The sequence below is a fragment of the Anaerobacillus alkaliphilus genome (assembly GCF_004116265.1).
Lineage (GTDB): Bacteria > Bacillota > Bacilli > Bacillales > Anaerobacillaceae > Anaerobacillus > Anaerobacillus alkaliphilus.
Window position 1 is genome coordinate 1 of record NZ_QOUX01000001.1, and the last position, 24,305, is coordinate 24,305.

The window sequence follows — 24,305 nt, forward strand, 5'->3', positions numbered from 1 at the left end:
TGTGGAAGGGATAAGTGCTGAAAGCATCTAAGCATGAAGCCCCCCTCAAGATGAGATTTCCCTTGGAGTTAATCCAGTAAGACCCCTTAAAGATGATGAGGTTGATAGGTCTCGGGTGGAAGCACGGCGACGTGTGGAGCTGAGAGATACTAATCGGTCGAGGACTTATCCTAAAAATAAGAATTGAATTTTACTCAAGTCTTAAATGTGTGCGTATTGACTTTAACTTAGATTAATGTGCTCCTGCGTCTACAAGCATTGCTTCGAAGCAAGCTTCCTCGTCGCAAAGCTGCATGAAGATATCCTAAGAAGCATCTCATGATGTAATTGAAGTCAGTCGCTTTGTTATCTAGTTTTCAGGGAATGACCCTTAAGAATTATGAATTATGAATTGTTTAAAGCTTCTCAGAGAAGCTTTAAGAACAATTGAACATTCATAATTGACAATTCACAATTGAATAAATCTAGTGGCGATAGCGAAGAGGTCACACTCGTTCCCATGCCGAACACGATCGTTAAGCTCTTCAGCGCCGATGGTAGTTGGGGGTTTCCCCCTGTGAGAGTAGGACGTTGCTAGGTAACTAAGAAAAACACATCCGGTATGGATGTGTTTTTTTGTGCAATCAACAAGTTTTGGATAGGTTAAATGGTATATGTGCATCTGCGTCTACTAGTAAAGCTTAGAAGCGAAGTTCCACGATGCAAAGCCACGGATCATGGAAGTATCTCACGATGTGAACGAGGTCAGTAGCTCTTCGTTACTAAAGTAAAGGAGTCTATCGATGATGTCTTCTGAAAATAAATTAATAAAACTGATACTTAAATAGAGAATGTAGAAATAATAATAGGAGGGTGAATAAAGAAAGCGGTTCTTTATTCATCCTCCTATATTAGATTATTTTAAACAACGGAAAATTCGATAACCTAAACGCCCATTTAACTTTTCTAATAATGAACTATGGGTCTGTAAGATTTCGAAAACATTGGGATCAATATAATTAGAAGGGTCATTTTTCTCGCCAATAAATTCTTTTGGTCTATCATGATCTTCCTCTATCATAACCTCAGTAAATCCGGCTCTAAGAAACTCTTCTTTCCATTCTTCTTCAGTAAATACCCTCTCAATACCATAAACCTCAGTAATTTCTTTTTTTTCATCTTCTGACAAGTTGTTTTCGGCTGTCATTTCTATTGAAATTAGTCTTCCTGCTTTTTTTAAAACCCTAACCATTTCCGGTAAGGATTGACTAGTTTGTGTAAAGGCAATCACCGATTCTGCTGTAATAAAGTCAAATATTTCATCCGAAAATGGAAGTTTTTCAGCATTGGCCTTTATCAGTTTGATAGGCAGTTCATTTTTTTCAAAACGCTTTTTGGCTTTTCTGATCATCGTGGTATGAGCATCAATAGCAATAACGTCACATTTATATGTTTTTGCAAGAAAAACAGCTGTTTGTCCAGTTCCACATCCAACATCGAGAATTTTCTTATCAGGGGTAATACTTTCCTTTGTTAGTATTTTTTTTGTTAAGAAAGATCCACCAGGGTGAGCGCTAGTAATGCCAAGGTCTGCGAGCATATCCGTGTAAGTCAATTTTTTCATTTTTTCAATTCCTTTCCAAACGTTTGCTTTAATTTATGCAGGTCATTTGGGAAGGGGAACAAATAGTAAACGTGATTATTTAGATATTATTCACCTACTAAACTTGTATAAAGACGTTTGGCAATAGTTTGATCATTAGTCCCTTGAATTAATAAGCGTCCATTTTTAAATAGTGATAAAGTATATTCATCGTATGTGAGACGCAGTAGGTAGGGTGTCCTAACAACATTCCCAACTCTCGTCCACTTAGTATGAAAATCATCAAAATTAATGTTGTTCTGGAAACTTTCAGGTGTAATTTGTATGGAGTTTCTTCCACACAATGATGTAACTAAGCTTGTATATTTGGCGTTTTCTAAAAATGTAAAGTTTTTTTGTTGGCAACAAGGACATGTTTTATTTAAAGAATGTTGAAACGGAAACTCATCAAAGTCATTTTTCCAAACATCTATTTGTAGCATTTCTTGCCTAACTGAATGAGTATCTTCGATTAGTAGTTTAAATGCTTCTGTCGCTTGGTAAGAGGCTATAATATGAACAATAGTACTCAGAACACCTACTGTGTCACAAGTATCACCATGTCCAATCTCTGCGTCCGGAAATAAACATCGAAAACATGGCGTCTTATAGGGAATTATAGTAGTAGTCATCCCACGAGAATGAACAACTCCTCCGTAAATCCAAGGTATTCCTAACTTATGACTAATATCATTGATGAGGAAACGAGTTGTCATGTTATCAGTGCCATCAAGAATTAAGTCTGAACCTTTAACAATTTCCTCAATATTACTTGCATTCACATCTTCAATATAATAAGTAATATCAACAGAAGAATTAATTAATGCTAGCTTTTCTTTTGCGGCAACTACTTTTGGTAAATGATGAAGAGCATCATGTTCGTCAAATAACATTTGCCTTTGCAAATTACTTTCCTCTACAAAGTCCCTGTCTACTATTCTTATTCTTCCAACTCCTGCTCGAACTAAGTGATTTGCTAACGCTGTCCCTAAGGCTCCCATTCCAATAATTGTAACTATTTTTTTACTAAGCTTCTCTTGACTTGTATTACCTTCAGGCCAAAAAAGTAATTGTCGCGAATATTTCACAAATTTTTTATCCATAATTCATTCTCCCTATGGTCTATTAGTCTAGATTTACTAGTATTTATTAACATAGTTATAAAACTAGTTTATCCAAAAAATGGTGTTGATTAAAGAGGAATTTTCTTAGATTATGCAGAAATAGTAGTTGTTTGATAAATAATGTTAGGGAGGGTTTTTCATGGAATTAGGTGGTTATCGTAATCATGAAGCTTGGGTAAATTTGACTGATGGCACTATTGAGTATCGAAAATTAAATGAAGAAGATGCGAAGAAGTACATTGGTGCAAGAGGTTTAGGTGTGAAATATATGGTTGATAATCAGGTTTACAATGCCGAGCCATTATCTCCAGAGAATATTCTTGCTGTTATGACTGGTCCTTTAACTGGTACGAGAATTCACATGAGTGGACGTCTCTGTACAGTGACTCGTTCACCTTTGACAGGAACAGTAACAGATTCACACTTAGGTGGCTGGACTGCAGCAAGACTGAAATGGGCAGGCTTCGATAATTTAATATTTACAGGAAAGAGTGAACAACCAGTTTACTTATATGTTGAAGATGGAAAAGCGGAATTAAAAGATGCCTCTAGTTTATGGGGAAAAACCACTCGCGAAACAGTAAAAGCATTACAGGAGTTGTATGGTAAAAAAGATACTAGTATTATGACGATCGGGCAAGGTGGGGAGAATTTAGTAAGGTATGCAGGTTGGATGAACGAAGACGATCGTGCAGCAGGCAGAGGCGGAACTGGTGCGGTAGCAGGATCAAAAAATTTAAAGGCCATCGTAATTATGGGAAGTCAAAAAGGTAATATGCCTCAACCTGCTCTTCCAGATCTTTATCCTGATGCAATAAAAGCTGGGCTAACAGCTATTAATGAAGGCGCTCTTACTGCACCTAGAAAAGGTGGTTTATCAGTTTATGGTACGAACGTATTAATGAATATTATGAATGAAGTTGGTGGTTTACCAACGAAAAACTCTCAGGAATCTTATTTTCCAGATGCTGATGAAATTAGTGGAGAGACGATTCGAGATGAATTATTAGTAGCAGAGCCAACGTGTCACGCCTGTCCTGTAGCCTGTAAGAAGGAAGTTGAGGTAAAGGAAGGTAAGTATAAAACAAGAACAGAAAGCTATGAATATGAATCAGCTTGGGCGTTAGGGGCAAACTGTGGCACTTCAAATAAAGAAGCTATTGCTTACTTAATTAATCAATGTAATGACTATGGAATTGACACAATTGAGTTAGGTAATACATTATCAGTAGCTATGGAAGCTTCAGAAAAAGGGCTATTGAAGGAAGATATTGAGTGGGGCGATGTTGATAAAATGATCGCACTAACAGAGCAAATCGTTCGACGAGAGGGACTTGGCGATATTTTAGCTGAAGGTCCAGGGAGAGCAGCAGCTGAATTTGGAAATGCAGATATCGCTATGGTTGTTAAAAACCAAGCAATCCCAGCTTACGACCCAAGAGCGGTTCAAGGGATTGGATTAGCGTATGCAACAAGTAATCGTGGGGCATGCCATTTAAGAGGCTATACAATAGCGGCTGAAATTGCAGGAATCCCAGAAGCAGTTGATCGTTTCCAAGTAGAAGGAAAAGGAGAACTACTAAAGATATTCCAAGACTTACACGCATTCTCCGACTCTCTTGATTTATGTAAATTCTCCTCATTCTCTGAAAATGCAGATCATTATGCACAACAATATTCTGCCGTAGTAGGAATTGAACTTACCGGTGATGACATCATGAAAATTGGTGAGAGAGTTTATAATATTGAGAGATTTTTTAATAATCAAGCTGGATTTGATGGGAAGGATGACACGTTGCCACAACGTTTCTTAGTGGAGCCTGCTACCGGAAATTCAGCGGGTTCAATCAGCCATCTTGCTCAGATGTTAAAAGAATACTATCATGTACGAGGCTGGGAAGATGGTGTGGTTACAAAAGAGAAATTAAAAGAACTAGAAATTGAAGTAAGTGTTGGAGCATAATAAGGTTAGGGATGATACCAAGTATCATCCCTTTTTTAAAGGCTCTTTTCGTATAAATTGTGGCTTTTCTATCCTAAAATTATCGAAAATTACCCTAGATGGAGATATCAACCAAAAAACTATGTAAGAAAAGAGCATTACTTAACAAATTAGTGGTGAATTCTTAGTAATTTGTGTAAAAATCCGGCTTTTGGAATTTTTACGAAAGCAACAAACTTTGCGAAAACAGCCTTTTTAAAAGACTAATCATCCACCAGCTCGAAATGTTTTTTTACGAAAGTTTACTAAAACTGTCTTTAAAACAGTTTCGTCCTCTGACCTAAATAGTATTTGTACTTTAGGGATCCAAGACTGAAACATAAAAAATCTTTCCTCAGTAGAGACCTCACATTCCCAACTTTCCGAAACAAAAAGTTCATCGGTAACTGCTTTGGACCCTAATTGTAGGAGATAGCTGATAATGTCTTTCCGTAATATACCACGGATCTCCAATTTTTCTTCTTCCATGTTAGCCACCTGCAACCGGAGGAAATAAAGCAATTTGATCAGCTTCTTTTGTTGGGGAAGCTAACCCTTCTAGGTGGATGATATTCCTACCATTTATAAATACATGGACAAGCGGTTTTAATTTTCTATCTTCTGTAAATAACTCTTCGTTCATTAAAGGGTATTGCTCTACTAGTTTATCAAGAACCGATAAGATTGATTGACCATCAGCTACCGTAAGAGTAACTGTTTTTCCTCCGCAAATCTCTCGAAAGTTCGCAAAAACTTTAATTAGCATTCTATCACTCCTTTCTCTTATTATTATTATAGAGAAAGGAATATTTGACAATAAATATGATGAAAATAATAGAAAAAGGGATGAAGAAATGGATCGTAAAGTAGTTGTTGTAACCGGAGGAGCAAATGGTATAGGCAAAGAAATTGCCAGACAATATGGAGGTAATCGTTATCTTGTAGTCATTGCTGATAGGGATGAGGCACAAGGACAGCATGTGACAGCGCAAATAATAGCTGATGGAGGTGAAGCACTAGTAATAAAAACTGATGTTAGTGTCCCCTCTAATATAGAGGAACTATTTAACAAGGTACATAGTTCCTACGGAAGAGTAGATGTGCTAATTAATAATGCAGGTATTTCAAAGTGGGGTTCACCATATGATTTGGCTGTGAGTGAGTGGGATTACATTATCAATACTAACTTGAGAAGTGTGTTCTTATGTTCTAGAGAAGCAGCAAAGATGATGAGAGATAATGGTGGTGGTTCAATCGTTAACATTGCATCGACAAGAGCGATTATGTCCGAACCAAACTCTGAAGCCTATGCTGCATCAAAAGGAGGAATATTATCTTTAACACATGCGCTAGCAGCTTCACTAGGTACCGATAACATTAGAGTTAACGTAGTCAGCCCAGGATGGATTGAGACAGGTAATTATGATGAGTTACGAGAGACTGACCATCAACAGCATTTGACGAATAGAGTTGGTAGACCGAGCGACGTTGCGAAGGCATGTCTTTATTTAACAGCAGAAGATAATGATTTTATAACTGGTACGAACATTATTATTGATGGAGGAATGACCCGCAAGATGATTTATGAAGAATAAAAGGTATCGGCTTTAGCCGATACCTTTCTTTTCTCTAAGCAATCTTTTTATCAGAGTTTAGATCAATAGAGTTTGTTGCAGTGTTTTTCTTAAATGTAAACAGGATAAAGAATACTGCAATTACGAGATAACCTAACATAAAATCGTAATTAGCTCCAAAAGTAAGTTTAGGTGCGTGCATTAAGCCAATGTAAGATAAACCTGCACCTATTAATGAGAAAAGTGCTGCTTTCTTAAAGTTATGATCAATAATAAAGACTGTAATCGCACCAAGAATAATTCCTGAGAACATTGCACCTTGACCAAGTGGGACAATAGCACTAGAAAAATTAGCAACCGCTTCGCCAGCTGAATTATTAAAACGAGACATGATAAAGTTTGCTAAGTAAGGAAGCATTGCTAATACAACTGCCGGATAGTATTTTGTTTCATTCGTTTGAAAGGCAGTAGATACCATTGAAATACCAACGAATACAAGGATTGGTGCAACAACAGAGATTGGAATGATTGCAGAAAGTGCAGCAATTACACCTGTCATAGCTGTTATTCCAAAAACAACTGCATTTAAAATACTGTATCCACGTCCAGCACCCATCCACTTTGATCCTACGGAAGCAATATAAACAGTCGTTGGGAACATTCCACCAAATAAAGAACCAATCACAGTTCCTGCTCCATCAACAGCTTGACATTCTCTAACATCATATCGATCACCTTCTCCAGCCATAGCTTCAACATTGTTCATCGTTTCTACAGCGTTGTAAATTGTAATCGGTAATATTACAGCTAATAAAGCAATCATTGTTCCAAATAAAAGTCCCATACCCTCGAATGCAGCGAAAGTTGGTAGTAATGGATAAAAACCAAAATTAGCTAAACCTTCTGAGATTTTTGATGTATCTGAATAACCTAAAGTAAATGCTAGAACTGTTCCAATGACAATGGCAAATAACGAAGCTGGAATTTTAAAAGGTAATGTTACCTTTCCAACTAGACCTACCAAAATAACAGCTAACACAAATAATCCAACAACAGGCATCTGGAAAGTTCTGAATAACATTTCTCCAGCGATAAAAGTTAAAGCTACCCCAGCTAGTGCACCTAACATTGCAGCACGAGGGATATTATTTCTTACCCAGTTTCCAGTTAAACTTAACAAAATCTCGATGAGTCCACTTAACATACACGCTGCTAGGGCAATCTTCCAAGCTAGTTCAGGGTCACCTGTTAAAGCATTTGCAGGTGCTAAAACACCAAATAAGAAAACGAACATAACAGGTGTACTAATACCGTAAGAAAGTGCAGTGACATTAGCTCTTCCTTCTTTTTTTGCCAGTTTACCAGCAGAATAAGCATAATATAAATTTCCGACAATAACTGCAACAGCAGCACCTGGAATTACCTTTCCAAACACAATACTTGCTGGAAAGCCCATACCTAGCATTGTAACTGCAATAATAACGAAGTTAGCAAGGTTGTTCTGAAATAACGCAAAGAAAGCATCGGTATCTTCTTTTTTATACCATGGGTAATGAACTTGTTTAGTTGACATTTTAATTCTTCTCTCCTTATTAGTTGGGAATAATTATTTTGTAGCTACTTCTTCAAGAAAGCGAACAGTATTATTTTCAAGAGAGGCTAGTCTTGCCAAGGATTCGACTTGATAACCGGCCTGCTCTAGTTTTTCTCTTCCAGGTTGAAATGATTTTTCAATAACAATGCCTATTCCTACAACAGTAGCATTGGCTTGTTCAACTAAAGATGCTAACCCAAGAGCCGCTTCACCATTTGCTAGAAAATCATCGATAATAAGTATTTTGTCGTCTTCTAAGATGAAATCCTTAGATACGGTAATTTCATTCGTCTCGTTCTTAGTAAATGAATGGACCTTCGCGGATAATAAATTTGAGCTCAATGTTAATGACTTTTTCTTTCTTGCAAACACAAATGGTATTCCTAACTCTAGAGCGGTAGTGAAGGCTGGTGCAATACCAGAAGATTCAATTGTTAGTATTTTTGTAATTTCCTTACCGTTAAATCTTTTTACAAATTCCTGTCCCATTTGAGCAATTAAAATGGGGTCAATTTGATGGTTCAAAAATGTATCTACTTTTAAAACTCCGTTGGATACAACGACTCCTTTATTTAAAATTGCTTGTTTTAATTCTTCCATGTTGTCTTCCTCCTACTAACTTACAAAATAAAAAGCTCGAATTTTCCCATCACCCATAGAAACTATGAGTGGATGAAAAAATTCGAGCTTAATTAAACTCAAATATAGGAAAGCCTGTAAAATATAAAAATTTACAAAAGGGCTACATCCACTCGTAGTCGAGTCATTTACGGTAACTCGGTAGAGACTTGCAGGCCATATTCCTGCGATTATACGAGATCAATTATTTTGTTGTTTGTAGTGTGATTATAGCACATGAATTTAGAATTGAATAGATTATTTTCCGAATGAATTTCAGAATATATAAAATATCGTTCGTTAATTTCCAGTTATAGTTAGTATTTTACGGTTTTTGGAACTTATTATTCTTGATTTTTCCTAAAATCTCATTTTTATCATGTTCATTAAAAAATTTTAATTTATGGAGTAGATGAGTATAATTTATTATTCTTTGAACAGATTTTTTTCTCATGCTTGTTCACCTCTTTCCTTAAGGCAAAATTTTTGTTTTTGTTAAACATTATATGTAAGAAGATGTAAAATGCTAATTACAATGGATTAATTAATTTAATTTTCTAATTTATTTGAAAATAAATAGAAAATGTAAAGTAGCTATGTTATACTTTTAACCATTATAAAGATAATTTAGTGAGTAAAAACGTTAATGTGATAAAGATCTGAATTGGAGGAATTAGCTTGAGGGAACAAGTTTTTCTCTATGATACGACCTTAAGGGATGGGACCCAAGGTGAGGGAATTAGTTTATCGGTTGATGATAAATTAAAAATTGTTACAAAGTTAGATCAGCTTGGAGTGCATTACATTGAGGGTGGTTGGCCAGGAAGTAATCCCAAGGATATGGAGTTTTTTCGGAGAGTCCAAGAATTACATTTGAAGAAAAGTACAATTACCGCATTTGGTAGTACGAGAAGGAGTGGGGGTAGCGCAGAGAATGATGAAAATCTCTTAAAAATAATTGAAAGTAAGGTAGGTACAGTCGCAATTTTTGGTAAAGCATGGGACTTCCAAGTTCAAGAAGCCTTGCGAACAACGTTAGCAGAAAACCTTCAAATGATTAGTGATTCTGTACGCTTCTTAAAAAGCCATGGTTTAGAAGTGATCTTTGATGCTGAACATTTTTTTGATGGTTATAAAGCTAATAAAAATTATGCAATGAAAGCCTTGTTTGCTGCAGAAGATGCAGGAGCTAACTGCATAGTGTTATGTGATACAAATGGTGGTACATTACCACATGAAATTTCTGAAATTGTCAAAGATGTTTGTGGTAAAGTACATATTCAAGTGGGAATTCACTGTCATAATGATGGAGAACTAGCGGTTGCAAATTCATTAATAGCTGTCCAGGCTGGGGCAAGACAAGTGCAAGGGACAATAAATGGTTACGGTGAACGCTGCGGTAACGCCAATCTAGTTTCAATTATTCCTAATTTACAAATGAAGTTAACGTATACTTGTGTGGAAGAAGAACACTTAAAAAAGTTAACATCAATAGCCAAATATGTTCATGAAATAGCTAATCAAACAGCTCCTAGTAATCAGCCTTTTGTAGGTAGAAGTGCTTTCGCTCATAAAGGGGGGATGCATGTGAGTGCAGTATTAAAACACCCCCAAACATATGAACATGTGTTGCCAGAGCTAGTAGGGAATAATCGCAGAGTATTAGTTTCTGAGCTATCAGGCCAGAGTAATTTGATGTTTAAAGCGCAGGAATGGAACATAAAGCTTGATAAAAAAGACCCGACCTCAAAACAATTATTAGAGACAATTAAGATAAAAGAGCATGAAGGCTATCAGTATGAGGCAGCGGAAGCTTCCTTTGAACTTCTTGTCAAACAGAGCTACGGTAGTTTGAAAGACTATTTTATATTAGACTATTTTAAAATATTTATTGAAAAAAATGGAGACGAAAGTTTTTCAACAGAAGCAGTTATTAAGCTTTGCATACAAGATGAAATCATTTTAACTGCAGCGGAGGGGAATGGTCCTGTAAATGCCTTAGACCATGCGTTACGAAAGGCACTAGAGCAGTTTTACCCGATAATTAGAAATATGCATTTATCGGACTATAAAGTTCGAGTGTTAGATGAAACAGAGGCTACCGCCTCAAAGGTACGAGTGCTAATTGAGTCTACTGATGGTCAAGAGAAATGGAGTACCATTGGTGTTTCAGCAAACATAATAAAAGCAAGTTGGTTAGCACTTGTAGATAGTGTTCAATATTATCTAATGAAAAACGATGATGTAATTGAGCTCGTCTATCCCCAAAAAACAAACAATAGTCTTGGAGTAAGTAACCATTAAACCTAATGTGAATTCTTGGATCAAAAACATACTAAGATTAGTAGTGCAGACCCCGGCCAGGGTTTGTGCTACTATTTTTTATAGTAGAAGTGAAGTAAGGCCGATCAGCCTCTAGGACCATTTAAGAGTCCGTATTAAAAACCGGCCGACTTCACACCCTTATTTGAATCAGTTTAGTATGTTGGGTCCATAAGAGATCGAGTAAAAGAAAGTGGAATCGATAAGGCAATGTGAAGGCTTCTATGACTGGCAGGAGAAGGAGAAATGAATATGAAACATGTACTGGCATTCGATGTTAGTATGGGGAAAAGTACGATGGTTATCTATAACCACTATAAGAAATGTGAATTTGAAGGCGAAATTAATCATAATAAGTTGTCTTTTAAAGCCTTGAATGAAAAGATTTGTGAAATCACTAAACTGGATGGTCAGGCACCTGAAATTGTATTCGAAGCATCAGGAGTTTATTCAAGACCATTAGAATACTTCTTTCAAACAGAAGGCTACCCCTATCATAGAGTTAGCCCGTTAGAAGCGAATTTACAAACAGCTTCAATGCGCCGTCATAAGACTGATAAAAGCGATGCCCATGAGCTTGCTAAATCCCACTTTCGGACAGAACGTACAACGACATATCAAGAAGAAAACTATTATAAACAGATGCGCGCACTTACACGTTATTATGATGAATTAGAAAGTGAATCTACCAACCTATTCAGCCGTATGCACGCTATTTTACAACTAAGTTTCCCTGAGCTAGAACATCTTTTTTCAAAACGTTCTGCACTCTTTTTAAATATTGTTCAGCTTTATCCACACCCAGATGAAGTATTGGAGTGTTCTAAAACTGTGATACGAAACCGATTAAAAGCGAATACAAAAAAGAATCTATCCCTTACACGCGCTGAAGAAAAAGGAATAGGACTGCTTCACGCTGCCCAAAACTCATATCCAGCAATTTCGAAAGAAGATGTGAGATGTGAACAAGTGCGTGATTATGCTAAACGTATTTCAGACTTAAAAGAGAAAAAAGAACAGATTATTAAACAAATGGCAGAGCTATCAAAAGGACGCATAGAATTTCAAGTGCTAACTTCTTTTCCGGGGATTGGTGAAGTAACAGCGGTAAGATTAATTGGAGAAATCGGAGATCTTCGACGCTTTCAAAACCATAAACAATTGAATGCGTATGTTGGGATCGACATTATGCGGTATCAATCTGGTAATACATTTTATAAAGATAAAATTAACAAACGTGGGAATAACAAGCTACGAAAAATCTTATACTTTATGATTCAGACGATGATTAAACTACGTAAGAAGACTAACAATCATATTATAGAATACTACGACAAATTAAAAACGCAACCTCATGGAAAACCCCATAAAGTTGCGTCCATTGCGTGTGTAAATAAGTTTTTGAAAGTGGCATTTCATCTAATCACACACAACATCACCTATGATTACGAAGCGGCATCAACCTGTTCGTAAATCGTTATTTATACTATACCATACTTGGCCTCTCGAAAAAACTCAACTCGTAAGGTCTATTTGGCGTGCGCAAATTAATTTTGAGTGGGAGGGGTACCCCTCCCACTCAAAATTAATTCATCTAACATAAATAAAAAGATAAAAACACTTGACTGTAGGTAAGAAAGAGGCTGACTCAATGGGTCAGCCTCTTCTCTTTATTATCGAAAACTTGGATATACATACGGAGATTCCGGTTCAGCAACAACAGTCACTTCACGTAATTGGATGATTGGCAACTGGTAGCCATGATACTCCGTCTTATTGATAGTTCCTCTCACTCTTATCCACATATCATTTTCATATAAATGGGCGTCCTCAGTTTCAACTAATGTTCCATAGACACCTGCATCTGCTGTACAACATGTCATTGAAAATCTAGCGACTACTAATCGGTTTTCCTCAAAATCCTGTTCTCGAAAAACAAATCCAGTGATTTCTAGTTCTTTCCCGATAAAGCTTTCCAAATGCAAGTCAAGTAGGGTCATAATGTCTAAATAGTTTTGATCCGTGACTTGTATTACTGGTTCATTTAATAATTCGGTCATTAGCTCTTTATAGTATTCACTAAACCACTCTTCATCGTAATAGTCCTCAATTTGAAAATGTTCAATATCCTCATCAATCGATTCTAAACTAGCTAAATAGCCTTCGGGATCATTCAAGAATTGGTCTGCACGAGGTGTAGAAGAGTCTACTGGTTTTGCAAGGTTCATTCCAGAGCCATAAATAATTCCGCGATTAGCGGCTACTTGACTATTTAACGCTTGATCTGGAATCATAAATCCCATCAGAAGTGGGACGATAAAGATTGAATATATTAGTAGCTTAATCCAACCGGGTCCTTTTACTTGGTGATCTAAACCACAATCACAATCTATTTCTTCTTCAGCTTGGCCCTTTTTTGTACTCCGAAAAATTTGGAGGATACCAAGTAAGAAAAAGACAATAATTGAAAAATAAATAAAAGGCATCATTTTAGGGGCAATATAGTATTTCATGTTGTCGGTAATAATGAAGCCTAAAATCAGTAAGGCAAAACCGAAGAGGATAATACCTCTAATATAAGCGTGAAAACCTAAGTCGCCTTTATTGTTCAAGATAAATCAACCCTTTCCGTAAAAGTTAAATCCCTTATAACACAAAAAAATGAAGTAATAATACTGAGGTAAATACGACAATTGTAACAGTTCCCATAAATACTAGGACAAACTTAGTTTTAAAGAACGCTAGTAACATGACTGTATTTTTTAAATCAAGCATGGGTCCATAAACTAAAAAGGCAATAATAGAACTAGTTGTAAAGTTATTTGCAAATGAAGCAGCAACAAAAGCATCGGCTTCAGAACAAAGTGACAATACATATGCAAATGCCATCATAACAAATGTGGCAGAGTACTCGTTTGAACCTAGTGCTTGAAGAATACTTCTATCTAAGAACGTCTGAAACATTGCAGCGATAAAAGCCCCAGCTATTAGATATTTTCCCATCATAAAGAACTCATCTGCAGCATGGTACATTGTTTGTTTTACACGGTTAGGCTTCTTATTTGAAGTAATAACTTGTGTTACTTGGCTTCCAATTAGTTCTTCTTTGCTCCATTTTAGTTGATCCTTCTGTTTGCGGAAAATCATATAGATAATTGCGCCAATCAAGATAGATAAGACAAAGGCAAGACCCATACGTGAGTAAAGTACTGTTGGGTTTGAACGAAATGCATAGAAGGTAGAGGCAAATACAACAGGGTTTAATATTGGTGCCCCAACTAAAAATACGACACCAACATGTAACGGCATTCCCTTTTTAATCAGTCTTCTAACCACAGGTACAATTGCACACTCACAAATAGGGAAAATCGCCCCAAGAATTGCTGCGGGAAATAACGCAGCAACAGCATTTTTAGGTAGATAACGTTGAATAGTATCTTCAGAGACATAAATTTGAATTAAAGCAGATACAAATACTCCTAGTAGAATAAAAGGGAAAGCCTCTATAATAATGCTAATAAAAATTGTGTTCACGTTCACCAAACTATCCGGTAAATTTGAAAAGGTAACCGAGCCTTTGATTTTTTCAGTATTAAAAAATAGCAACAAAAATACTAGTAACAACATGACACCGAGTAAATCTTTAGCTAAAGACGAAACAGATTCTTTTAGATTCATAGACGATCTACTCCTATTTATTTTTTATAATTTATATTATTTTTTCTCATTCTAGTATTCTACCATAAAATCACGATTAGATAAAATGACGTGAAAACAATAAAAAGGAATGATTCTTATTTGTAAAAAAAGAGTGGATATGCTATCTTAAGATGAATCCAATTGAATGGAGGAGACTTGTTTGAGGAAAATCCCAAGCTATATTATTACCGGATTTTTAGGTAGTGGTAAAACAACTATATTACAAAAAATACTAGATTACTGTAGAAAGAAAAGTTTAAAGCCTGCCATTGTATTAAATGAAATTGGAGACATAAATGTTGAACAAGGGTTGTTTCAAGATAACCAAGTTCTAGAAATGTTAAATGGTTGCATTTGTTGTTCTATTCAAGGTGATTTTACAAGGGAACTTCATTCTTTTTTATTATCATTAGATGAGAAAGATGTACCTGATGTTATATTTATTGAAGGAACTGGTATTGCAAATCCGTTGGAAATTGTTGATGGGTTAACAGACCCTCTTTTGATTGAGTGCATAGATTTATTTTCAATAGTAAATATAATTGATGCTAGTAAGTATTTGGAATATCAAAGTATCTTTTCAAGCTCAAAAGAAGTGCGTTCGGTCTTGAAAGCACAAGTTACTACAAGTTCTTTTATCATAGTAAATAAAGTAGATTTAGTAACAGAAAAAGTGAAAGAGAAAGTACTTAAAAAAGTTACTAGTCAAAAAAGAGGTGAAACTCCTCTTGTGGAAGCAAGTTATGGTGAAGTAGATATAAATCAACTGTTGGAACAAAGGTTTGTTATTAATCGTAAAGGTGAAGACACATGTGGTTGTTCTAGTGACCATTCATGTGATGAGCATATTGGCCACCACCATAATCACTCGTTTCAAGCAGTGAAGATTGAAGTACCTAAGCCTGTAGAACGAATTAAACTTGAAAAGTGGTTAAAGCAACTACCTGAAACGATTATTCGTGGAAAAGGGATCATTCAATTAACAGAAACGGTGGGAAGCTTTCAATTTCAATTTGCTTCAAAACAACTTCATTTAAATAGAGTAAAGGAATTACCAAAGATAGATCCTTGTCTCATACTAATTGGCGTTGATATTAATAGTTCAGAAATTAGACAGTCGTTTCATCAGGAATTTATTAAATAGAAGAGAGGCCGACAGCTGTCGGCCTCTTTGTTAAATATCAATCACTGTTGTAGGATCAATAAATAAAAATACCAGGATTGCTACCACAAAGCAATAAATGGCGAAGTAAATTAATTTGCTTCTTTTTAAGAAGTCAATCAACCAGATAATCCCTAACCAGGAAAATACAAAAGTTGTTATAAAGGATACTACTAAAGCTGGAGTACCAATTGCAGCAAAGATATCTCTACTCACGTCTCCAACCGCCAAAACTGTCGATCCTAAGATTACAGGGATAACAAGTAAAAATGAGTAACGTACAGCAGTTTCACGGTTTAAACCGATGACTAGTGCAGCAATTAACGTTGCCCCTGACCTTGAAATACCTGGGAGAACTGATAACGTTTGTGCTAGACCAACAATAATTGAGTCAAGGAAAGTCATTTCTTTTTCAGTACGGTTTCCGTAACGATGGAATCTTTCAATGAAAACCAATCCTAAACCTGTTACTACCAATGTAACTGAGATAAATGTAGGTGATTTCATGTTATCACCAATATAATCTTTTAATAAAATCCCTAGCCCGCCGGTAATAAATGTGGCGACAATAATATAAAGGGCAAAAAGAAAGTGGACACGATTTTCAGCAGATTTCGTTTTGAAATAACGAAAGAAACCAACTATGACAGCTAATAAATCTTTTCTAAAATAAATCACAACTGCTAAAATAGATGCAATATGTAAGTAAATTTCAAATGCTAACCCAGGAAAAGGTGTTCCTAGTATGAGTTGGGTAATTACAATGTGTGCAGTACTTGAGATTGGTAAAAATTCAGTTAAACCTTGAACAATTCCAAATAAAATAGCTTCTAATATAGACATAATGTCTCCTTCCTTAATGTAAAAATCACTGATACTAATTCTAGCAAAATAAATGTAAATGATAAAGAGGAATAATTTTAACTAAGCATTTTTTATTGCAAGTAAAATGAACGTTCTTTATACTTGAAAGAATAAACGGCATAAGGAAAAGTTCCTCTGAAACGTTAATGACAATTTTAACAATTCGTGTTTTGGACTGTGACATTACTTTGGAGGTAAAAAAATGACTAATAATCGCTTTATTAGCTTTATGATTTTACTAATAGCTTTGGCGTTTATCATCTATGTACTTGTGGATAATATTTCTATTGATAATAAGGGTACTGAGGACAATTTACTGGGTGACGACCCATATGTGACAAAGGATGAAGTTGGATTACTTCGCGGAATGTATGCACCAGACTTTACCTTACCACTTTTTGGGACTGAGGATGAACGGTCATTATCAGATTTTCACGGAAATATAGTTGTCCTGAATTTGTGGGCATCTTGGTGTCCGCCATGTCGAGATGAAATGCCGGATTTAATTAAATTAGATAATCAGTATAAAGGTAAAGGGGTAAAGGTAGTTGGCGTTAACATGGCAACTCTTGAAAGAAATGAGGGTGCTACTGAACAATTCATGGAAGAATTCAATGTGAATTTTCCGACATTTATTGATCTGCCTACTGAGTCAACCAACCAACGAGGGATTGTGGAGTCTCTTTATCAAGTTAGAGCACTTCCGGCAACATATATCTTAGATGAGCAAGGAAGAATTTTTATTTCAATCAGAGGTAAAGTGACATTTGAGATGTTAGAAAATGAAATTTTAAAGATTTTAAAATAGAAAAAGAAGGTGACTCTATAGTAGGATGTCACCTTCTTTTTCTATTTTATAGATGGGTAGTATAAGTATCTTTTTTTAAGATTTCTTTCAATTGTAACAGTAGTTCGGCTGAAAGTACTGGTTTTTGTAATGATGAAAGATTGTTTTGAAGCTGTTCCAATGTTCTTGCACCCGGTACAACTGTTGCTGTAGGAGTATTTCCTAAGCAATAATGAAGCGCAAGTTCCTCTAACCTATAGGAATGTTCATGAGCGAATTTCTGTAATTGAGGTAGTATATGCGCTAGTTCTTTATACGAATAACTTAGGTACCCATCATTAGTCAGTTTGCTAATGAAAGCCTCAGATAGTAACCCCTTAGCTATTGGTCCCCTAGTAATAACGCTAATTTCTTTATCGGCTAAAAGTGGCATAATGTCATCTTCAGGTCTTCGATCAAGCATACTATGCTGAAGCATTACACTAATAATTTGCGATTTTTTTACATATTCTTTAATAACATTAGGGCGAATGGATGAAATACCGTAATAACGAATCCAGCCTTCTTGTACGAGTTCTTCAAAAGCTTCAATTGTTTCATCAATTGGGTCATCTATCGTACCACCGTGGAGCTGGTAAAGATCAATATAGTCTGTTTGCAAACGTTGTAAGCTCTCTTTTACAGCTTGCTTTATATACGATTTCCTCGGGTCCCAAGACCAACCTTCTTTTTCCTTATTCCATTTATTCCCTACTTTCGTTGCAAGAATAATTTCATTTCTTTTCCCTCTTAAGCTATTTCCTAGTACACGTTCATTATCACCGTAATCGTATAAGTCAGCTGTATCAAAATAATTAATACCCATGTCTACGGCATAATTTACTAAATACTCACATTCTCGATTTGACATTAGTGACATGCAGCCTAAACCTACTATTGAAGCATGTAAGTCTGAGTTACCGATTTGTCTTTTTATTATCATTTAATAACTCCTCCAAAAAAATCTTCTGTAATAACAATACTAATTTATGAAATGGAGAGCAAATAAGAAGGTTATTTCGCAAATGAAAGGTAATAATGTTCTAAGGGACAATTACGTTATTGAGGAGACTTTCATATGTATATAGAAAAAAAAGTTATTGTAGAGGGAATTCTATATGAGGATGAGGATATTCAGCTTTTAAGCACATCCGCTGAATCTAAAAAGGCACTACTATACTTAAAGATCACTCCTCGAGCTTATGTGAAAGACGAAGTAATCGTCAATAGCACATCAACAAGTCTTAAATTAGGTACGGGTGGTATGGATATTGTAACCTCCGTAATAAATTCAACACCGAAGGTAAGTTTACACCCTAGAGGCCATATAATGAAAGCACGTTATTTACCAAATCAACATTCCGTACTGGCTGTAGAATCCCAAGAAAGTGAATACCATGCACTGTTTAATGAGCCATTTTGCCTAGGCGGTAAGAAAATATTGATTGGTGAGCTTCACAGTATGATGCCTATATGCTTTTGGGCTATGGATTATCTCAAAAGTGATGCTAAGATGACGGTTATTATTAGTGATGAAGCAAGCATACCGATTAGCTTAAGTAGTCACATCCGCACCCTTAAAGAAGAAGAGCGTTTTTGTACGATTACAATAGGGCAGGCTTTTGGTGGGACATATGAAGCAGTTAATCTTCCGACAGCACTCCAGTTTGCTAGCAGTGTTTTAGAAAGCGATATTATCCTTATCACACTAGGACCTGGTGTTGTAGGAACGGGGACAACCTATGGCTTCAGTGGAATTGCACAAGCCAACTGGGCGAATGTCATCGGTAGCTTAGGTGGTGTACCCGTATGGATACCTAGAATTTCTCAAAGTGATAAGCGTGATCGACACACGGGTATTAGTCATCATACAATCACACCATTACTGAAATTTACGAAAGTGAAAAGTGTCTTACCACTACCAAATATTCAAGGAAAGATTAATGATAAAATTCGTGAACAAGTAACGCAAATTGCTCACCATCACGATGTTTATTGGATTGAACCGAATACTCTTAGTGGCTTAATTGAAAATGTGCTGACCAAGAGTCCCATTCCCATTAAGACAATGGGGAGGCAATATCATGATGACCCTGCGTTTTTTCTAGGAGTTGCAGCAGCAATGAAATGGCTATTAAGTTAGCGCTTTGGATTTTGACTGTCAATCCACTCTTGAACCGTTTTATATTTTTTTATATATTTTTTTAGCATATAATTAATTTGCCAGGCTTTTCCTACTAGAGTTACTTTTTGATCTTGAACATAGATTTTCAATGTTATCTCTCCCCTCACTGCTTGTCCATGTTTTGAAACAAGCTATGATAAACTGTATGAGAGATAAAAACGATTTAGACTAGAAAAGAAAAAAAATTAGCACAAAAGGAGAGGGTAAAATGAAACAAGAGTTTTATGAGAAAACCCTAGCAACTAAGTCAATCTTTCAAGGAAAGGTTATCGAATTAGTAGTAAAAGATGTGGAACTACCTGACGGGAATACAAGTAAGCGTGAAATTGTTCATCACCCAGGTGCTGTTGCAATTATTGCTCTAACTAAAGATAAAAAACTCTTGGTAATAGAACAATTTCGAAAACCGTTAGAAAAAACGATTATTGAAATTCCTGCTGGGAAACTAGAAAAAGGTGAAGATCCATTAGAATGTGCAAGAAGAGAGCTTGAAGAAGAAACTGGTTTTAGGGCTATTTCAATAAATTTCATAACTTCATTTTATACATCGCCTGGATTTGCAGATGAATTAATTCATATTTACTTCACAGATGAAATTGAGATTGGTGAAGTTAACCCTGATGAAGACGAATTCTTATCTGTACTAGAGGTTTCACTTAGCGAAGCAGAACAATTAATTGAAGAACAAAAAATTCATGATGCAAAAACGATTTATGCAATTCAATATTTAAAACTTAAAGGTGGCTTAACTTAAACGTGAGATCGTACTTTGCAGACTTACACATTCATTTAGGTGCAACATTGTCAGGGAAACCAGTGAAAATCACTGCTTCAAAATCAATGACTCTAACGAGGGTTTTAGAGGAAGCAGCAGATGTTAAGGGTTTAGACCTAATTGGGGTTATTGACTGTCATGTACCAGAGGTTTTAGCGGAGCTAGAACAGTTAAAGGAAAAAGGAGAACTTGTTGAAACAGATCAGGGGATCCTTTGCTATAAAGATAAAATCTCTTTGATAGTAGGCTCTGAGATAGAGATTTATGACGAAAATTGTAAAGGGCCAATTCATATTCTTGCGTATATTCCTTCTATTAATATAATGAAGCAGTTTTCCAATTGGTTAAAGGAAAGAATCACAAATATAACTTTGAGTACACAGAGAATTTATGTCGATGGTAGAACCCTTCAGCAGCAGATTAAAGATCTAGGTGGTTTATTTATCCCAGCTCATGTTTTTACGCCGTTTAAGAGCGTTTATGGGAAAGGTGTGAACAAAAGTGTAAGCGAAGTTTTTGACATTGATAATATTGATGGCATTGAGTTAGGACTTAGTTCTGATACATTAATGGCAAGTAGGGTACGAGAATTAGAGTACTTTTCATTTTTAACAAATTCCGATGCTCACTCTTTAGGGAATATTGCTCGTGAATATCAAAAGATGAAGATGGACAAACCTAGCTTTTTTGAATTAATGAAAGCCTTGAAAAATGAAGAGGGTAGAGAAATAGAATGCAACTATGGTTTAAATCCTCTCTTAGGGAAGTACCACGAAACCACTTGTGAACGCTGCTTTGAGCCCTTTAATAAATCCTTTCCATTCTGTCAAAAGTGCGGACATGGCTCTTTTATAAAGGGAGTCTCAGAGAGAATCGACGAATTGGCTGACACAAGCAGTATGAAAATAAAACGGAAAAGGCCTCCATATGTTCATCAAATACCTTTACATTTTATTCCTACGTTAGGACCAAAAACATTAGAAAAGTTACGTCTGTATTTTGGAACTGAAATGAATATTATGCATTATGTATCTAAAGAACAGCTAGAGAATGTTGTTACAAAAAAAATTGCTGAATACATTATTCTTGCAAGAGAAGGGAAGCTTGTCTTACAAACAGGTGGTGGAGGTAAGTATGGCAAGGTAAAATAAAAATGACTAAACGAATCGTTTTCCTGAAAACCTTTCTATTAATTTGTCATAGAAAGGTAGTTTTTTTCATAGAGTGAAGTAGAAAGACGCATTTACTATGAAAAAAATTAAGGAGGAGAACGATGAGAAGAAAAGCAAGTGGCATTGGACAAGTAGTTGCTTATCATATTGAAGAAAATCGTTCAATTTATATATTTACAATCGTGTTATTTTTAATGGGAATTATTTTTGGGGCCATTATTGTAAACAGTCTAAGTCTTAGTCAAAGAAATGACTTACATATATATTTGAATCAATTTTTTGGACAAGTGGCAGAGGGACAACTTGCTGACTCAGCTGCGATGTTCTCTCAGAGCTTTGCTCATTATGTGAAATATATTGGACTTATGTGGGTGTTAGGTTTAACTATTATTGGACTCCCTATTATTTTAATCCTATTATTTATAAAAGGTATTGTTGTAGGATTTACAGTAGGTTTTTTGGTTAATCAACTTGGAATGTCTGGATTTTTACTTTCATTTGCATCAGTTATGCCTCAAAACTTTATATTAGTCCCAGCTTATATTATCATTACAACCTGCGCTGTTTCATTTTCGCTCAAGATGGTAAGACATCAATTTATCAAGCGAAGTCATGAACCAATTTTTCAACAATTTTTACGCTACTCTGCTTTAGTAGTATGTATTGGCGCGGTGTTAGCAATTGCTTCAGCTTTTGAAGCTTATATCTCACCAAATCTTATGAGAATGGTCGTTAATTGGATGTAAATAGTATTATATAATAATAATTATAAACTATCTTTTATAATGATTTTAATTTGACCCCTTTTCGATTATTGAGTATAATGAGATCAGGTAAACGGCTACTCGGGAGGGGCAGAAAGTATGGAAAAAAGAATAGAACGAATAAAAAAACAGTTGCATTCTCAAAGTTATAAGCTTACTCCGCAACGAGAGGCGACAGTGCGTGTTCTGTTAGAACACGAAGAAGACCATTTGAGTGCAGAAGATGTATATCTTTTAGTGAAAGAGAAGGCTCCTGAAATAGGCCTAGCTACAGTTTATCGTACTTTAGAATTACTAAGCGAATTGAAAGTTGTAGATAAAATCAACTTTGGTGACGGTGTATCTCGTTATGATTTACGTCAAGAAGGAGCAGCACATTTTCACCATCATTTAGTGTGTATTGAATGTGGTGCTGTAGATGAAATTCAAGAAGATCTTCTTGGAGACGTTGAAAAAATTGTTGAAGAGCATTGGAAATTTCAAGTAAAAGATCATCGACTCACATTCCATGGAATTTGTAGTAGATGCCACGAAAATAAACCTGAATAACCTTCCTAGTTTAGGAAGGTTTTTTATTATATAGATAAGAAAGTATGCGCTTGCCCTTTTCTTATGTTGAAGTAATTCTATCTTTATTTTTTATTTAGCGAAATAAAGGTATAGAGCATCTAGTTTTTGGCATATCTTGTACTATAGAGAACTAGGAACTAGGAGGTTCTATGATGTTTAGAAATTTTTTTAGTGTTGCTTGGGATACAATTCGAGTATTTCTGTTATTTATGGGGTGCACGTTATTATTTTATTATGGTATTCTATGGGTGAGTCAAGAATATCAGAGTTACCATCGCTATGATGAACCAAAAGGAAGAGCTGTTAAAGTAGTACAAATGCACGAACCGATAGAGAAAAATGGATTTATTGATAGGTTAATGTTTTTCTATCATTTTGGTGAGTAACTTAAGGAGTTTGTATGAAAAATCAAATAGAAGATTTTTTGCATTTTATTATTGTCGAAAAGGGTCTTTCAAAAAATACGATTGACTCTTATCGACGTGATTTGACTAAGTATACCAACTATCTAGGAAATGTAGAACAAGTCACTTCTTTAAATGATGTGACACGAATTGTCATTATGAATTATTTATTTTTTTTACGAGAACAAGGAAGAGCAAATACGACAATTGCTAGAACAATAGCTTCTATACGGTCGTTTCATCAGTTTCTACTTCGAGAAAAAGAGACAACTAATGATCCTACTGTACATATTGAGACACCGAAACAGGATCGTAGGTTACCAAAAGTCTTGTCATCTGAGGAAGTAGATGCTTTATTGACAGCACCAAATACATCATCAGTCTTTGATCGCCGAAATAAGGCTATGCTCGAAATCCTATATGCGACAGGGATGCGTGTTTCTGAACTTTGTTCATTAAAGCTCCAGGATGTTCATTTATCCATGGGCTTTATACGTTGTATAGGGAAGGGGAATAAAGAGAGAATTATTCCAATTGGAAAGCTAGCAACGGAAGCGCTAACGACCTACATAAATTCAGCCAGAGGGGACCTTATGAAAAAGAAGCAACACGATTTTCTGTTTGTTAATCATCATGGGGAAAGCTTATCAAGGCAGGGGTTTTGGAAAATTCTTAAAAAGTTAAGTAAAGAGGCGAATATTCAAAAGGAACTAACACCACATACGTTACGACATTCCTTTGCTACACATTTATTAGAAAATGGTGCGGATTTACGTGCTGTACAAGAAATGTTAGGACATGTAGACATTTCAACAACACAAATATACACCCATATTTCCAAGACGAGGTTAAAAGACGTGTACGCAAATTTTCATCCACGTGCATAAAGTTATAAAGTGTAGAGTACAGGTATTATCATAATCCTGGACTTTACATTTTTACGCAAAAATAAGTTGTCTGACTTCTGACCTCTAGATATAATAGTAATGTTCCGGCATAAACAATTATATCTATACATATTCGGGAATAGTAATAAAAGCATAATTATAG

24 protein-coding genes, 2 rRNA genes and 1 riboswitch are annotated in these 24,305 nt (G+C 35.6%); of the genes, 15 read left to right on the forward strand and 11 right to left on the reverse strand.

Annotation, left to right across the window (positions count from 1 at the left end; genetic code table 11):
• Positions 1-173: ribosomal RNA gene (locus tag DS745_RS00005) — 23S ribosomal RNA — on the forward strand; the annotation flags it as partial.
• Positions 174-463: 290 nt separating this feature from the next.
• Positions 464-579: ribosomal RNA gene (rrf, locus tag DS745_RS00010) — 5S ribosomal RNA — on the forward strand.
• A gap of 316 nt (positions 580-895) precedes the next feature.
• Here rrf and DS745_RS00015 read toward each other — a convergent pair.
• Entirely contained in the window at positions 896-1,603 is a 708-nt protein-coding gene (locus DS745_RS00015) for a class I SAM-dependent methyltransferase (RefSeq protein ID WP_129076156.1), read from the reverse strand.
• Between the two features lie 86 nt (positions 1,604-1,689).
• Entirely contained in the window at positions 1,690-2,724 is a 1,035-nt protein-coding gene (locus tag DS745_RS00020) for a ThiF family adenylyltransferase (RefSeq protein WP_129076157.1), read from the reverse strand.
• A 160-nt stretch (positions 2,725-2,884) separates the two neighbouring features.
• On the opposite strand from DS745_RS00020, the gene DS745_RS00025 reads away from it, so the two are divergent.
• Positions 2,885-4,708 carry an aldehyde ferredoxin oxidoreductase family protein gene (locus DS745_RS00025; protein ID WP_129076158.1) on the forward strand — a complete coding sequence of 608 codons (1,824 nt, stop codon included), beginning with the start codon at positions 2,885-2,887 and terminating at the stop codon, positions 4,706-4,708.
• Between the two features lie 246 nt (positions 4,709-4,954).
• On the opposite strand, the gene DS745_RS00030 is transcribed toward DS745_RS00025, so the two are convergent.
• Both DS745_RS00030 and DS745_RS00035 read right to left on the reverse strand, forming a co-directional pair.
• Positions 4,955-5,215 carry a MoaD-like domain-containing protein gene (locus tag DS745_RS00030; RefSeq protein WP_129076159.1) on the reverse strand — a complete coding sequence of 87 codons (261 nt, stop codon included), beginning with the start codon at positions 5,213-5,215 and terminating at the stop codon, positions 4,955-4,957.
• Between the two features lies 1 nt (position 5,216).
• Positions 5,217-5,492 carry a ubiquitin-like small modifier protein 1 gene (locus DS745_RS00035; protein WP_129076160.1) on the reverse strand — a complete coding sequence of 92 codons (276 nt, stop codon included), beginning with the start codon at positions 5,490-5,492 and terminating at the stop codon, positions 5,217-5,219.
• A gap of 88 nt (positions 5,493-5,580) precedes the next feature.
• On the opposite strand from DS745_RS00035, the gene DS745_RS00040 reads away from it, so the two are divergent.
• Positions 5,581-6,321, forward strand: coding sequence for an SDR family NAD(P)-dependent oxidoreductase (locus DS745_RS00040; RefSeq protein WP_129076161.1), 741 nt, complete (start codon positions 5,581-5,583; stop codon positions 6,319-6,321).
• A gap of 34 nt (positions 6,322-6,355) precedes the next feature.
• Here DS745_RS00040 and DS745_RS00045 read toward each other — a convergent pair whose 3' ends face one another.
• Together DS745_RS00045 and DS745_RS00050 are read right to left on the reverse strand one after the other, a co-directional pair.
• Positions 6,356-7,873, reverse strand: a complete 1,518-nt coding sequence (locus tag DS745_RS00045; RefSeq protein ID WP_129076162.1) for an NCS2 family permease — start codon at positions 7,871-7,873, stop codon at positions 6,356-6,358.
• A gap of 33 nt (positions 7,874-7,906) precedes the next feature.
• Entirely contained in the window at positions 7,907-8,494 is a 588-nt protein-coding gene (locus DS745_RS00050; protein ID WP_129076163.1) for a xanthine phosphoribosyltransferase, read from the reverse strand.
• 135 nt (positions 8,495-8,629) lie between these two features.
• Positions 8,630-8,731, reverse strand: a riboswitch (purine riboswitch).
• Between the two features lie 459 nt (positions 8,732-9,190).
• Here DS745_RS00050 and cimA point away from each other — a divergent pair.
• Together cimA and DS745_RS00060 are read left to right on the forward strand one after the other, a co-directional pair.
• Positions 9,191-10,816 carry a citramalate synthase gene (gene cimA, locus DS745_RS00055; RefSeq protein ID WP_129076164.1) on the forward strand — a complete coding sequence of 542 codons (1,626 nt, stop codon included), beginning with the start codon at positions 9,191-9,193 and terminating at the stop codon, positions 10,814-10,816.
• A gap of 270 nt (positions 10,817-11,086) precedes the next feature.
• A complete protein-coding gene (locus DS745_RS00060; RefSeq protein ID WP_129076981.1) occupies positions 11,087-12,307 on the forward strand; it encodes an IS110 family RNA-guided transposase in 1,221 nt (406 codons plus the stop codon).
• A gap of 200 nt (positions 12,308-12,507) precedes the next feature.
• On the opposite strand, the gene DS745_RS00065 is transcribed toward DS745_RS00060, so the two are convergent.
• Entirely contained in the window at positions 12,508-13,446 is a 939-nt protein-coding gene (locus tag DS745_RS00065; protein WP_129076165.1) for a TIGR03943 family putative permease subunit, read from the reverse strand.
• Positions 13,447-13,480: 34 nt separating this feature from the next.
• Positions 13,481-14,512: a permease gene (locus DS745_RS00070; protein ID WP_129076166.1), complete on the reverse strand. Its 1,032-nt coding sequence runs from the start codon at positions 14,510-14,512 to the stop codon at positions 13,481-13,483.
• Between the two features lie 181 nt (positions 14,513-14,693).
• Between DS745_RS00070 and DS745_RS00075 the strand changes: the two genes are divergently transcribed.
• The gene (locus DS745_RS00075) at positions 14,694-15,677 is read left to right on the forward strand and encodes a CobW family GTP-binding protein (RefSeq protein WP_161568126.1); all 984 of its coding nucleotides are present in this window, start codon (positions 14,694-14,696) and stop codon (positions 15,675-15,677) included.
• A gap of 30 nt (positions 15,678-15,707) precedes the next feature.
• Here DS745_RS00075 and uppP read toward each other — a convergent pair whose 3' ends face one another.
• Positions 15,708-16,538, reverse strand: coding sequence for an undecaprenyl-diphosphatase UppP (gene uppP / locus DS745_RS00080; RefSeq protein WP_129076168.1), 831 nt, complete (start codon positions 16,536-16,538; stop codon positions 15,708-15,710).
• A gap of 223 nt (positions 16,539-16,761) precedes the next feature.
• Between uppP and DS745_RS00085 the strand changes: the two genes are divergently transcribed.
• The gene (locus DS745_RS00085; RefSeq protein ID WP_129076169.1) at positions 16,762-17,367 is read left to right on the forward strand and encodes a TlpA family protein disulfide reductase; all 606 of its coding nucleotides are present in this window, start codon (positions 16,762-16,764) and stop codon (positions 17,365-17,367) included.
• 46 nt (positions 17,368-17,413) lie between these two features.
• Here DS745_RS00085 and DS745_RS00090 read toward each other — a convergent pair whose 3' ends face one another.
• Entirely contained in the window at positions 17,414-18,328 is a 915-nt protein-coding gene (locus DS745_RS00090) for an aldo/keto reductase (RefSeq protein WP_421721796.1), read from the reverse strand.
• Between the two features lie 135 nt (positions 18,329-18,463).
• Here DS745_RS00090 and DS745_RS00095 point away from each other — a divergent pair, with 135 nt between their 5' ends.
• Positions 18,464-19,528: a DUF3866 family protein gene (locus DS745_RS00095; RefSeq protein ID WP_129076170.1), complete on the forward strand. Its 1,065-nt coding sequence runs from the start codon at positions 18,464-18,466 to the stop codon at positions 19,526-19,528.
• On the opposite strand, the gene mciZ is transcribed toward DS745_RS00095, so the two are convergent.
• On the reverse strand, positions 19,525-19,659 hold the full coding sequence (gene mciZ / locus DS745_RS00100; protein ID WP_129076171.1) for a Z-ring formation inhibitor MciZ: 135 nt from the start codon (positions 19,657-19,659) through the stop codon (positions 19,525-19,527). The genes DS745_RS00095 and mciZ overlap by 4 nt on opposite strands.
• Before the next feature lie 119 nt (positions 19,660-19,778).
• Here mciZ and DS745_RS00105 point away from each other — a divergent pair, with 119 nt between their 5' ends.
• From DS745_RS00105 to xerD, 6 genes are all read left to right on the forward strand, one after another.
• Positions 19,779-20,324 (forward strand): NUDIX hydrolase, encoded by a 546-nt coding sequence (locus tag DS745_RS00105; RefSeq protein ID WP_129076172.1) that lies wholly within the window; start codon positions 19,779-19,781, stop codon positions 20,322-20,324.
• Positions 20,325-20,326: 2 nt separating this feature from the next.
• Complete coding sequence (locus DS745_RS00110) at positions 20,327-21,496, forward strand: endonuclease Q family protein (protein WP_129076173.1); 1,170 nt, start codon at positions 20,327-20,329, stop codon at positions 21,494-21,496.
• Positions 21,497-21,618: 122 nt separating this feature from the next.
• Positions 21,619-22,263: a stage II sporulation protein M gene (spoIIM, locus tag DS745_RS00115; protein WP_129076174.1), complete on the forward strand. Its 645-nt coding sequence runs from the start codon at positions 21,619-21,621 to the stop codon at positions 22,261-22,263.
• 117 nt (positions 22,264-22,380) lie between these two features.
• Positions 22,381-22,830: a ferric iron uptake transcriptional regulator gene (fur, locus tag DS745_RS00120; protein ID WP_129076175.1), complete on the forward strand. Its 450-nt coding sequence runs from the start codon at positions 22,381-22,383 to the stop codon at positions 22,828-22,830.
• A 173-nt stretch (positions 22,831-23,003) separates the two neighbouring features.
• Positions 23,004-23,237 (forward strand): YqzK family protein, encoded by a 234-nt coding sequence (locus DS745_RS00125; protein ID WP_129076176.1) that lies wholly within the window; start codon positions 23,004-23,006, stop codon positions 23,235-23,237.
• A gap of 14 nt (positions 23,238-23,251) precedes the next feature.
• A complete protein-coding gene (gene xerD / locus DS745_RS00130) occupies positions 23,252-24,142 on the forward strand; it encodes a site-specific tyrosine recombinase XerD (RefSeq protein WP_129076177.1) in 891 nt (296 codons plus the stop codon).
• The last annotated feature ends 163 nt before the right edge of the window (positions 24,143-24,305 follow it).